11 protein-coding genes are annotated in these 12216 nt (G+C 64.8%); 8 read left to right on the top strand and 3 right to left on the bottom strand.

The features are described 5' to 3' along the window. The first annotated feature begins 34 nt into the window (after positions 1-34). Together ACZ6IM_RS19920 and ACZ6IM_RS19925 are read left to right on the top strand one after the other, a co-directional pair. Positions 35-700 (top strand): hypothetical protein, encoded by a 666-nt coding sequence (locus ACZ6IM_RS19920; RefSeq protein WP_469557821.1) that lies wholly within the window; start codon positions 35-37, stop codon positions 698-700. Between the two features lie 41 nt (positions 701-741). Continuing rightward, a complete protein-coding gene (locus ACZ6IM_RS19925; protein WP_469557929.1) occupies positions 742-1725 on the top strand; it encodes a hypothetical protein in 984 nt (327 codons plus the stop codon). A 90-nt stretch (positions 1726-1815) separates the two neighbouring features. On the opposite strand, the gene ACZ6IM_RS19930 is transcribed toward ACZ6IM_RS19925, so the two are convergent. From ACZ6IM_RS19930 to ACZ6IM_RS19940, 3 genes are all read right to left on the bottom strand, one after another. Continuing rightward, positions 1816-2004, bottom strand: coding sequence for a hypothetical protein (locus tag ACZ6IM_RS19930; RefSeq protein ID WP_469557822.1), 189 nt, complete (start codon positions 2002-2004; stop codon positions 1816-1818). Between the two features lie 77 nt (positions 2005-2081). Then, a complete protein-coding gene (locus ACZ6IM_RS19935) occupies positions 2082-2582 on the bottom strand; it encodes an Imm26 family immunity protein (protein ID WP_052839605.1) in 501 nt (166 codons plus the stop codon). Positions 2583-2613: 31 nt separating this feature from the next. Further along, positions 2614-7101, bottom strand: a complete 4488-nt coding sequence (locus ACZ6IM_RS19940; RefSeq protein WP_469557824.1) for a DUF6531 domain-containing protein — start codon at positions 7099-7101, stop codon at positions 2614-2616. A gap of 304 nt (positions 7102-7405) precedes the next feature. Between ACZ6IM_RS19940 and ACZ6IM_RS19945 the strand changes: the two genes are divergently transcribed. The 6 genes from ACZ6IM_RS19945 (at position 7406) to ACZ6IM_RS19970 (ending at position 12194) form a co-directional block, all read left to right on the top strand. Beyond that, positions 7406-8071: a hypothetical protein gene (locus ACZ6IM_RS19945; protein ID WP_052840919.1), complete on the top strand. Its 666-nt coding sequence runs from the start codon at positions 7406-7408 to the stop codon at positions 8069-8071. Then, the gene (locus tag ACZ6IM_RS19950) at positions 8059-9087 is read left to right on the top strand and encodes a hypothetical protein (RefSeq protein WP_469557826.1); all 1029 of its coding nucleotides are present in this window, start codon (positions 8059-8061) and stop codon (positions 9085-9087) included. The genes ACZ6IM_RS19945 and ACZ6IM_RS19950 overlap by 13 nt, the downstream gene beginning before the upstream one ends. Positions 9088-9194: 107 nt before the next feature. Beyond that, positions 9195-9482, top strand: a complete 288-nt coding sequence (locus ACZ6IM_RS19955) for a hypothetical protein (RefSeq protein ID WP_052840917.1) — start codon at positions 9195-9197, stop codon at positions 9480-9482. Next, positions 9479-10831 carry a zinc ribbon domain-containing protein gene (locus ACZ6IM_RS19960; RefSeq protein WP_469557828.1) on the top strand — a complete coding sequence of 451 codons (1353 nt, stop codon included), beginning with the start codon at positions 9479-9481 and terminating at the stop codon, positions 10829-10831. The genes ACZ6IM_RS19955 and ACZ6IM_RS19960 overlap by 4 nt, the downstream gene beginning before the upstream one ends. An 86-nt stretch (positions 10832-10917) precedes the next feature. Then, complete coding sequence (locus tag ACZ6IM_RS19965) at positions 10918-11511, top strand: hypothetical protein (protein WP_469557829.1); 594 nt, start codon at positions 10918-10920, stop codon at positions 11509-11511. A 32-nt stretch (positions 11512-11543) separates the two neighbouring features. Beyond that, entirely contained in the window at positions 11544-12194 is a 651-nt protein-coding gene (locus ACZ6IM_RS19970; protein WP_469557831.1) for a hypothetical protein, read from the top strand. The last annotated feature ends 22 nt before the right edge of the window (positions 12195-12216 follow it).

Raw genomic sequence — 12216 nt, forward strand, 5'->3', positions numbered from 1 at the left:
TGAAGAGAAGCCTCGTCCCACCCAGGAGCCGACAGTGAATCGCCGCCGCCCCGCCCTCCTCGCAGCGCTCACGCTGACCGCCACAGCGGCCCTGACGCTGTCCGCCTGCGGCAGCGACGACAGTTCCGGCAAGGGGGAGGACAAGATCGCGGGAGCGGACACGGGTGACAAGCCGTCCGCTTCGCCGACTTCGTCCTCCTCGTCCGCTGCGGCAGCGGAGCGCCCCAGGGTGGAGCTGCCGTCGGACTTGAAGCTGACCTTCGAGGGCGCTGAGACCGGAGACCCGGTGAAGGACGCTGTTCTCGCCGACAACGCGGAGCGGATGCGTGCCGTCGACGCCGCTATCGCGGGTACGGACCCTGAGGGCAAGGCACTCGGCTTCTACAACACGGGCAAGGCCCTGGAAGCGGCAGTGTCGTGGGTCGGGCAGTTCGAAAAGGCCAATGCCACCGTGACCGGTCAGGTCCGCTACTTCGACCGCAAGGTGGAACTCAGGGACAAGACCTCAGCCGTCCTCACGTTCTGTGCGGACGAGAGCAAGGGCTTCAGCAAGGACAAGAAGACCGGCAAGGTCGCGAAGACACCGGTCACGAACAACAGTTACGTCCAGTACAACACCAGGCTCGACAAGAATGCCGACGGCGTCTGGCAGACGTCACAGATCCTTTCCACGAGGGGGGCGGCCCAGTGCCAGCCGTAGTGAGGGGGTCGGTATGCGCGGTGGTGCTGGCGGGTATCACGGTGCTGGCCTCGAGCCCGACAGCCTGGGCTGACATCGTGCCGGGTGGGGCGGGCACAGGGTCCGAGACCCAAGTGGACGGGGGCAAGGGAGACCAGTCCGTCTCGGCGACCGCAGGTGCCGTCGTCTTCGACCGTTCCAAGAACGGCTCGGGGGCGTCCGTGGGCCGGGTGGCCGCTGCGACGAACTGGACACCGCCTGCTTGCTACTACGCCCCGAAGTACACCCCGGAGCAGCTGAAGAAGGCCAAGGAGCCCGTCTGGGAGGCCGAGTCCACGGGCTACCAGTGGGACGCCGAGCAGCGCGACAAGTACGTGAACGGGAAGCCGTACAAGGACTTCAACAAGGAGAAGGCCGGCGAGGGCTACTGGTGGGACTCCTACGTCACGCCTGGACGGGAGGGTGACCCGGGGGCGCTCGACTGCAATAAGGACACCTTCTGGGTGGACACCGGTGACGATCCGCCGGCGGACATCCCGCAGGCGATCACGCCGGAGGTCCTCGCCCAGCTCGCCTACGCGGAGATACGCGTCCCCACCACGGAAGTGGAGCTGAGGCCGGCAGGGGAGACCAAGGTGAACCTTCCGACCTGGGCGTGGCTCGACGCAACGGACTTCAAACCCGTGTCGGTGACGGCTTCGGTGCCTCTGCTGGGCGTCAAGGCGACCACCACGGCGGAGCCGGTCTCGGTGAAGATCGACCCGGGTACGGCAGACGCCCAGACCTATCCCGCTTCCGGAGTGTGCGAGGCCGTGAACGGCAGCATCGGTGAGCCTTACGCGAAAGGCAAGGCCGATGAGACGCCCCCCTGTGGGGTCAAGTATCTGCGTTCGTCGGGCAACGGCTCGTATCAGCTGAAGGCCACGGTCACCTGGAAGATCCACTGGACCGGTACCGGAGTGACCGGGGAACAACCCCTGCCCGACGGCGACTTCGGCGGAGAACAGAACGTCGTCGTCCAGGAGATCCAGGCCGTCAACCGCTGAGCAGCGAGACGCCACTGGGGCGGTGGGACAGAGGTGGGGGTCGAGCCACGGCCGGGTCATCCGTAAGGGGTCGTGAAGAACTCAGGCTGATCACCCGGGAAGTCGGGCGGGAAGAACGGAACGACCGTCGACGGTAAGCAGGTCGGCGTTTTCGGTCGCCCCCCATTGCACGAGGCCGTCGGCGTGGCGCCCTTCCTCGTCCAGGTCTTTGCGTACTGCGATCAGTTCCTTGCTTCGCGGAATGGTTCGCAGCTCGCGGGTGCGCTCCACGATGTCCAATTGCGCCCTTGTGGCACCCTCCGCGAACACCCGGATGAACTCATCGAAACGCCCTGTCCATGTCCGGGCCGAGTTGCTCAGTCACCTGCTTGCCGCGCGTGTGCTCCGGACACCGGGCGCCCTGCGAGCGCTTCGTCCAGCTCGTACTGGAAGTGCTCGAAGTTGGTGAGGGCGAACCATCCGCACGGCTCCACCCGCTCCGGAATGATGTCGTCGTTTTCGTCCACGTAGCCCTCGGTGCTGGCATCGTAGAAACAATGTTGCTTCAATACGTGACCAGGCTCCAGATCCTCATGCGCGACAGTCCGGAAGTAACCCTTCTGCCAGACCCAGTTCATGGTGAAGAACGGGGGCATCAACAACCGATCCACCGTCAGCGAGGCGAGATCAGGTTGAGGCTCGTTGGAGGCGACATCATAGATGTAGGCAAGAATCCCTCCGGGAAAACGCCCGCGGGGCCCACTCTCTCCGATTTTCACGATTCTGCCGAATCGGTAGCTGGAGTCAGCCACTTGGAGGACGAACACGTCGCCGATCTCGTGCTTGCGACGCTGCCCCTTCATCTTCTGCAATGGCATCTGCAGATCACCCTTCCTGTCTGATGCCCATCTAGGACAGAAATATCCTGCCGTACCGCACGGCCGTTCCGTAAATCAAGCGCTTCGGCGCTATCGAGTTGATCTGCGGGATGGAAACACCGTTCCTGGCCCGACTGAGACCTGAGGCCCTGACATCCTCGATGAGGCCCTGCTCGATCGCACGCGCCTGCCACTTCTTGAGGCCGGTAGCTCCACGGACCTCCTGGAGCCTCACGATCCCATAGTTCTTAGCGATGTGCTGCCGTTCACGTCTCGCTATGTTATTGGTTATTCCCGCATAAATTTTCCTTCCTTGGGAATCCAACCCATGGTAGACAGAGTAGCCTCCTTGATTGTTACGGGCCTTCCAGGCTCGAAGCGCGATAACCTTGGCACACGGCGCCAGGCCCAGGGCGTCGAGCCAGGACAGCGGGTTGCGTACATAGCTGTGCTGGTTGTCCTCGGGAAGGAGGCCCAGAGGGTCGGGCGTCGTGTACTGAGCCGTCTGGGGATCGTAGTAACGGTAGAAGTTATAGTGCCAGCCACTCTCTTCGTCGAAGTACTGGCCTGGGAATCGCAGTGGACAGTCGACGTCGCCGGGGCGTGCCGGCCCCGCGTCCAGGCCCCACAGCGTGGTCCTGGACCGCCATGCGATCTCCCCCTCCTCGGAGAGGATCTCTGTAGGAGTGCCGATCAGGTCCGTGACGATTGCGTAGAAGCGCCGGTCGTACTCCTGTTGGTCCGCCCCTCGATCCGTCTGCAGGACTGGTCTGTGCGTATCGGGTTCGTACTCCCAGGTCCGGACCCGGCCGGTGACCGTCGCCTCTTCGGCCAGATTCTCTCCGTCCCAGTCGAAGAGAGCGGCATCACTGACCAGTCCGCCATCATCTACACGCTGCTTGGCTATGCGACGGCCAAGAGGGTCGTACCGGTACTTCCAGTGGGCACCCTCAGGCGTGACCAGGTCCGTGAGCCTGTTCTCGGGGCTCCAGACATAGCTCCACACCTTGCGGATTCCAGAGAGTGTCTTTTTGAACCGACGCACGACACGCCCTTGCTTGTCGTGTTCGTACCGGTAGCCGCCGGCCTTGCGTACCAGTGTTCCGCTGGTTTCCCGCTCATCGGTGCCGATGTTGTTCGTGTCGTGCCCGCCATCGGCTTCGGTCATCGGCGCTGCGGCGCGCACCACGTTCCCGACCGAGTCGTAGTCGTATCGCTCCTGCCACTGGCCGCCGGCCACCGACGTCACACGTCCTACGGCGTCGAACCGGAATCTGCGCGATTCTCCGCCCGGAGTCTCCATCGTCGACAGACGGCCACCGGGTGTGTAGGCGAAGTTTCGGTGCCATCGCCGTGTGCGACCCTCCGGGGCCTCGGTCAGGATCTCCTGTCCGACCAGGTGCCCGTCCGGGCTCCACGATTGGGTGAGAACGGTTGATGGGCCGAGTCGACGTCCTACGTCCCGTCCGCAGGCATCGTGCTCGAAGTCCAGCGTGTGCCCCTGCAGCCTGAGGCGAGTGGGCCGGTCTTCGGAGTCGTAGTCCCACCGGGAGACCACTCCGGACGGAGTGACTCTCTGAGTGCGGCGTCCCAAAGCGTCGTACACGGAGCTGACGACACGGCCGTTGACGGACTCGCGGAGGATGCGCCCCAACGGGTCGCGCTGGATCTCGACCTCGGCGTCGGAGTTGCGAGCCCAAACGAGTTGGCCGACAGCATTGTGGCGAAACGTCGTGATACTGCCGTCTGAGCAGTTTTGCGTGACCGTGTTACCCAACAAGTCATAGGTGAAGGCGACCGATTCTCCGGCTTCATTCGAGCGCCGGGTGAGTTGGCCGGCTGCATCGTACTGATAGGTCCGATCGCTTCCATTGAAGTCACGCTCGGCCGTCAATCGGCCCACCGCGTCGAGGTCGAACGTCCAGGCACGCCCCTGCGGATTGGTGACGCTGCGCAGTTGTTGCTCGGTGTCGTAGGTGAACTGGTAGACCGCTCCGTCGGGGTCGGTCCGAGTGCGCGGCAGGTCGAAGGGGCCGACTTCATGACGCACGATTGCACCGGACGGGTCCTGGTGCAGCAGCTCGTTCCCCTCGGCGTCGTACTCCCAGATCTCTCGCGAACCATCGACTTCCTCGCGAAAGGCGGGGAGCCCGTCGACCGTCCACCCCATGCGGGTGGTGACACCCATCGGATCCGTCAGTTCGACGACGCGACCGAAGGAGTCGCGCGAGCATCGTGTGACTCCTCCCAGTGAGTCCGATATCTCCAGCGGGAGTCCCGCCGCGTCCGTCACCAGTGACCGAGTACTCCCGAGCGCATCGGTGTGCGAGGTGAGGCGGCCACCGGCGGCATAGCTGTACCTGGTGACGGCACCGGTCGGGTCCACGGCCTCGACGAGATTGCCGTGCGCGTCGTAACGCTGTCGCCAAGTTGCCCCATCGGGCTCCACCGTGGCGATCGGAAGCCCCAGGTCGTCATACTCCGTCGCCGTGACAGATCCGTCCGGCAGTTGTACGCGCACGGGGCGCCCCGCGTTGTCGTACGCGCACTCGGTACGCCGTTCGAGCGGATCGGTAAGGGCGAGCAGGTTGTCGTGTCGGTCCCAAGTGCGGTGTGTGGTGCCGCCCAGCGGATCGGTCTCGGTGACCAGTTGGAACGAGTCGTTGAACTGGAAGCGGGTGGTGTGCCCGAGCGAGTTGGTCGCCGTCACCGTGCGGGCATCGTCGTCGTACGAGTAGGTGTAGTCGAGGATTCCGTCGACCCCTCGTGCGGCGACACACCTGTCCGAGTTGTCGTACGTGTAGCGGTACCACGTGCCTATGCGGTCTTCCCAGCCCGTAATCCGATGACGCTCGTCGTAAGTGAACTTCAGGGGGAGACCGGATGAGTTGTATATCTCGGCCAGGTCGCCACGCCGGTTGTACGCGTATCTGCGCAGGGACGGCCGGTCAGGGTGGTTGAGGAGGGTCAGGTCGGTGATCCGACCGTCCTCGCATGCCACTCCGATGCGGTAGCCACCGTGATGCACGACCTCCTGCGGCGTGCCCTCGATGTCATAGGAGATCGAGATCGTGTTGCCGTTTCGATCGCTGAGAAGATGCAGACACAGCTCACCTTCACTCCGCCCGGGTGTGGGGCGGAAATGGAGTGTCTGTCCGGTCTCCGGTTGATGCACGGTGATGTCACCACCGGGCGTGCCGTTCCAGCGAATGGGCCACCTTGGCCCCTCAACGGGCAACAGGACCACGTCCCGTTCTGGGACGGGGTAGTAGAGAGTCATGCCATCGGCCGTGAGAAAACGCACCCCCGAGCGGTCCAGTTGCAGCCGCTGGTCGAGGGTCGAGGACCAACTGCGCCCGAAGAGCCGACCTGTTGTCAGACCGGTCCGATGGTGACGTTCCAAAATGAGAGGAAGGACCCCCGGCAGGGACACGTCCGTCTCGGACATCACCATCTGACCCGTGGCCATGTCGATGGGGTCGCCGCAGGTGACCAGTTTCTTCATCGGACGGCCCAGGGCGCGGGCCCCTTTCCCCACCCCCTTGACTCCCATGGCCATACCCTTGAGACCGACCTTGCCGAAGGCTTTCAGCCCTTTCGCGAGTCCGCCGAGGGTGGTGAGGCCTTTCATGCCGGGTATGCAGTCCAGCGCGGCGAGTCCCACGTCCCACAGGGATGCTTGGCCCTTGCGATATTTGTTGAGCGTGTCGGCGAGGACGACGAGGGCGGCGACGAGGACGATCGCGCCGAGGATCGGGCCGCCGATGATCATCGCGACGATGCCGACGACGGCGACGACGACCTTGCAGACCGCGACGATGGTGTCCCAGTTGTCGGAGAACCAGTCGCCGACGTCCTCCCACCAGGACCGGTTCTGGATGCCGGCGTCGGACGCCTCGTCGATCTTGTTCTTGGCCTCCCGCGCCGCGTCCTCACGCATCTTGCGCGCGTCCTCGGCCATCTTCTTCGCCGCGTCCAGCGCCCCCTGCGCGGAGTCGACGGCGGACTGGGCGTCGGCGTGAGCGGTCTTGGCGTGCTGGACGTCACGGGTGGCGGCCCGGACCTTCGCCTCGTCCGGTTTGTCCGCGTCCGACTTACTGCCCGTCGGATCGTCCTTGTACTTGTCCGCCTCCTTCGACGCCCGCGTCACCCACGAATCCGCCGAGGACAACTTCGACTGCGCCGACGTCAGGTCCTGGCGCGCCTCCCGCGCCTTGACCAACGCCCTGTCCGCCAGCGCCTGCGCCCGCTCCAGCTTCGGCCAGAAGTCCGCGAGCGCGTCACCGCACATCCCGTACGACTTCTCCAGCTTCCTCAAGTTCTTGGGAACCCCGTCGAACTCCTCCTTGAAGACCGTCGCCGACTTCCCCGCCCACTCGGCCAGGGTCGACTCCCCCGCCATGCCCTTCACCAGACGCAACGCCTCCGACACATCGTCGGCGAAGTCGTGCAACGTCTTGGCGAGCGTCCGCACCCGCTGCGGATCCCCCGGGGTCGGGTCCTTGTCCAGGTCCAGCACATGCCAGTCACTCGGCCTGTGGCCCACCATCCCCGCAACCCCCCGTCAGCTCACGCGTCGCACCAGCAACCACCCGTACGCACACGTGAACTTACAAGGCGCAGCAGTTCGAATAAAGGTCATCCGGCCAGACGCCCAGGTGATTGAAGGACGGCCTGCGGGGTCTGTCGTCGGCTTGTGAGACGGAACTGCCGCCCAGTCCCGTTGGGGCCGCCGAGGGACAGGTCTCGCCCTGGTGTCTCTCGGCTCCGATGGATAGCGTTGCGTCGCTGAAGAGAAGCCTCGTCCTACTCAGGAGTCGACCGTGAATCGCCGCCGCCCCACCCTGCTCGCAGCGCTCACGCTGACCGCCGCAGCGGCCTTGACGCTGTCCGCGTGCGGCAGCGACGACAGCCCCGGCAAGGGAGAGGGGGAGGACAAGATCGCGGGGGCGGACACAGGGAGCAAGCCGTCTGCCTCCCCGAGTCCTAGCGAGACGACAGCCGGAGACCGGCCGGTGATCAGCTTTCCGTCCGACGCCAAGAACGTCTTCGAGGGCGGCAAGACGGGCGATGCCAAGAAGGACGCTGTCCTAGCGGACAGCTCATTGGCGGTGAACGCGGTGGACGAAGCCATTTTCAAGGGCAGTACCGGCACGAAAGCGCTCGGCTACTACAACACCGAGAAGGCCCTGAGCTCGTCGATTACGTACGTGCAGGGCTACATCGACGACAATGACACCTGGATCGGTGTGACCCGGTACTTCAACCGTGAGGTCACCTTCTCAGACGAGGGCCAAGCGTACGTGACCTACTGCTCGGACGAGAGTAAGTCGTACATCAAGAACAAGAAGACCGGCAAGGTCGACAGGTCGGCGTCAACGGCTGACAGCTACGTTCTTTACCACACAAAGCTCGCCAAGAACGCAGCCGGTGTCTGGCAGACCACCGATATCGCTTCTACCCGGGGGGACAAGGCGTGCCAGCCGTAAGAACGTTGGGCAGGACGGTGACCGTTCTGACTCTTGTCTGTGTATCCGTTCTCGTCGCGCCGTCGGCATTCGCTGAGCGTGGTAAACACGGGAGCAATGGTCAGACGGAGCAGCACGCCGAGGCCGGTGGTGACGGGACCGTTTCGGTGAGCGTGGGTGGTGTTGTCTTCGATCGTTCGAAGAACGGTAGTGGAGATTCGGTGGGGCCCGTGACGTCGGCGACGTCGTGGAGCCCGCCGGCGTGCTGGTACGCCCCGAAGTTCTCGCCCCAGGAGTTGCAGGATTACCTGGAGCCGATCTGGGAGGCCGAGTCCACGGGATACCAGTGGGATGCCGAGCAGCGGGAGAAGTACAACGCGAAGGATGAGAAGAAGGGATTCCACAAGGACAAGACCGGCCAGGGATATTGGTGGGGCTCGTATGTGAACGAGAGCTTCCCGCCGGGCTGGGACAAGTGCGACACGGATTACTTCTGGGTGGACATCGGCGACCCGCCACCCGCGGACAAGGAGAACGCCGTCACCCCGGAAGTCCTCGCCGAGCTCGCCTACGCGGAGATCCGTGTCCCCGGTACCGAGGTGACGTTGGCGCCCGCGGGGGCGACCAAGGTGAACCTTCCGACGTGGGCCTGGCTGGACGGTGCCGAGTTCAAGCCGGTCTCGGTCACCGCGTCCGTGGAGGAGATCGGTATCTCGGCGACGGCCACGGCGGAGCCGGTCTCGCTGCAGATCAAGCCGGGCACGCCGGATGCCGAGACCTACCCCGCCTCGGGAGTCTGCGAGATCAAGGGCGGTCGTATCGGTGCTCCGTACGAGAAGGGCAGGGCGGACGACACACCGCCGTGCGGCGTGAAGTACCTGCGGTCCTCGGGTGACGGGACGTTCCCGCTTCAGGCGACGGTCACGTGGGAGATCCACTGGACCGGCACCGGCCCCACGGGCGGAGACCTGCCCGACGGGACGTTCGGCGCGACCCAGGATGTCGTCGTCCAGGAGATCCAGGCCGTCAACCGCTGATCCTTTCCGCCAGTCCTCAGGGCGGCGGCGGTCGCCAGGGCGTCACGCAAACCGGATGGCGTCGTTCCTCTCATCGGTGCGGTGGATCGGTGAGAGGGGACGGGCGCATGGCGGAGCGGCTTGCCGTGGACGGGGACGAGCTCGGGCGGTTCATGAAGTCGCTGAGGGAGTCGTCGACTTCGCTCAGGGGAGTGCGGAAGGCGCTGTCGGACGCGACGGTCCTCGGGCTGGGCACGGATGAGCTGGACTCGGCGTGCGAGGCATTCCAGGAGGACTGGAAGTACGGCTCCGAGGAGATCGGCAAGCAGACCGAGGACCTTGCCGACATCATCGGCAAGAGCAAGGACAGTTACCTCGAGGTCGACAAAGCGCTCGAGGCGGCGGTGCGGAAGTGACCGTCACGGCCGGCCAGGACCAGTACGGCGCCGCTCTCGACCCGCAGTCGCGGGCGGACCTGGGCAAGCCGCAGGGGCTCAAGTCCGCTCCGCCCATCCCGAACCCCGGGTATCCGCACCTCGGCTTCAATCCGGTGCCGGGGGACACGGAGACCGTGCGGGGGCTGGAGAAGAAGCTCAGCGGATGCGCGAAGGTGCTCCAGGAGGCGTACGACCTCGTCACCAAGCTTCTCGACGGCAGCTGTTGGAAGGGCGACGCGGCCGTCGCCTTTCGCGAGCATTTGGACGGCGGTCCGTTGCCGCTGAACCTGAGGAACGCGGCGCACTCGGTCCGCAAGGCGGCCCGGCAACTGGACCGCTGGGAGGGCGAGCTGGACGACTTCCAGCGGCGGGCCAGGAAGCTGGAGGACGACGCGAAGGAGGCCCGGGCCGCGCTCGACCGTGCGCAGGGGCGCGCGGACTCGGCGGGCCAGGACCCCGGCCTGAAGAAGGAGGGGGCCGATGGCGATGCCGCGCACAAGGCACTCACGCGCGCGAACGGTGATCTCGATGACGCGCTGGCCGAGCTGAAGAAAGTCATCGGCAAGGCGAAGAGGCTGGCCGAGGAGCACGAGGAGAAGGCCGGGTACCGGGCGCGGAAGATCCGCGACGCCACGAAGAAGCTGGTGCCGCACGAGCCGGGTTGGTTCGACGAGGCACTCGACTGGCTGGGCGACAACCTCCCGGACATCCTCAGTTTCGTGGCGGGTCTGATCGGTGTCGTGGCGCTGCTTTTCGCAGGGCCGTTGGGGCTGGCGACGGTGGCGGCGTTGATGCTGACGGCTTCTGCGCTGAGCGCTACGGCGCTTGGCCTGCGGCTCGGCGACGCAGAGGTGCGAGCGTCTCTGATGGACGGGATCACCGAAGGGGAGCTCGACGCGGATTTCTGGAGTAACGCGGTCTCGGTGGGTGCGGATTTTGCAGGCGTGCTGCCGGGGCTCGGAGCTGTTTCTAAGGGGGGTATCGAAGCGGCAGATGCCATTCAGACGGGTGCCGGGTCGATGAATGTTTGGCAGAAGCTTGCCACCTTCGGGTCGAAATCGCTGGACGAAGCTGGCCAAATCGCTGGACTGGAGAATCAGTTGATTGCGCGAGCTGTGCGCGGGTTCAGTGATCCGGAAAAGGCGGCGAAGGTCGTCTCCGCGACATCTGGCCTCACCGGGATCGCCACCGGCGGTTTCGGCCTCTACCACAAGGCCGTAGATGCAGACGATGACGGTATCAAGGACGGTGCCGTAGCGGGAATCGACGGATCCCGTCTCGTCCTTGATAATGGTGGGCTCGTCGGACTCGTTCGTTACGTCCTCTAGACCTGCTCGGGAGTGCCAAGTTGCATTCTGTAAGTAATTCCCCGGCTTGGAACTGTCGATCGACGCGATGGGCTTGGGTATTGCACATGACCATGAACATCATTGGGCTGATCGGATGGGCCACAGGCTGGATCGCGTTGTTGCAGGTGTCGCTCTGGACTCCAGACTGGGTCGTATGGGTTTTCATGCCCTACTTCATCTACGGCCCGTACCGAGTGCTGATCCAGTTCAAGTACTTTCCGGCAGCATTCTTGATGCTGCGTGTTCTGCGTGCATACCCATGGGAAGTTGTACGAGATGCTCCACGAGGGTTGACCAGGCGCCCAGAAGTGGTGAGTAAGCAATATGGGTGGTTTGAGTTCATCAACCCGGCTTTCTCTGATCAGCGGCTACCGCTCGTATTCCCCAGCCACCTGCGGCGGCGATGGTGGGCTCGCCGAATGTCCCCCCGTACCGAGGCCCGTTTGAGGGCGGAGATCGCGACCATCTGGTTTGCCGGGGATCCGCGGTTCATCGGAGTTGTTGCCGCGCCGCCTCGCTGGGGAACGGTCCCCCGTCGGCTCCATGTCGTCGAGCAGCGCACAGACGCACGGAGTGGTCGGCACTTTGCCGACTGGGGTGCTACGCCCGATGACATCGAGCGTGGGCGACGCGCCGGCGTTTATCCGGTCAATCCTTGAGTCATGAGACGAGGCGTGCTGTGAGTTCTACTGTGGTCGTCGCCCACGAATCTCTTCATGCCCCTTACGCAGAACTGTGGTTCGCTGAACCCGCAAGCTTCATGGCCCTGCCCCTGGAGGCTCTTCTCGCAGAGCCGGAAACGCCTGAGGCCGACCGGCTGTACGCCGCTGCTGCTCCGTTGCTCGCGTCCGCTCCGAACGAAATGGCCCGGCAGCAGTTCATCGCGTTGTTCGCCTCGGGACAGCGGGCGCTGGGCGCGCTGCGCGAGCACGGGACGGTCCATTGTTCCGTGGGCCTGCACCGTGACGACGTCGGCGGTGGCGCACAGCCGTTGCTCTCCTTGTTCACCATCACCTGGCGAGGCACCGCAACGGCTCCGCGTGCGGCGACCGCTGCCCGGGCTGTCACCGAATCGGCCGGTCACCGCCAGGTCGAGTATCTCGAACTGGCCTGTGGCCCCCTCACCATCAGTGAGGTCGTGCGCCGTCCGGCGGCGCAGAGCCCCCTCCCCCAGCTCCCCCTCCTCCAGGTTCACGCTCACCTCCCGCATCCCGACTGCAAGCGGATGGCCGTGTTCACGGTCAGTACCGGGGCGGTCGGGCGTCGGGAGGAGTACCGGGGGTTGTTGAGGGGGATCGTCGAGACCGTTCGTTTCGAGGGACCGCTGGGGGCGGTCCCGTAGGCCTCGTAATCGTGTTGAACGG

This window comes from Streptomyces sp. NPDC042336, from assembly GCF_055581985.1.

What these genes read in the sequence shown, in the direction of transcription:
- ACZ6IM_RS19955 (WP_052840917.1), top strand. Translation starts at nt 9,195, where the DNA reads ATGGCGGAGCGGCTTGCCGTGGACGGGGACGAGCTCGGGCGGTTCATG.
- ACZ6IM_RS19965 (WP_469557829.1), top strand. Translation starts at nt 10,918, where the DNA reads ATGACCATGAACATCATTGGGCTGATCGGATGGGCCACAGGCTGGATC.
- ACZ6IM_RS19935 (WP_052839605.1), bottom strand. Translation starts at nt 2,582, where the DNA reads ATGCCATTGCAGAAGATGAAGGGGCAGCGTCGCAAGCACGAGATCGGC.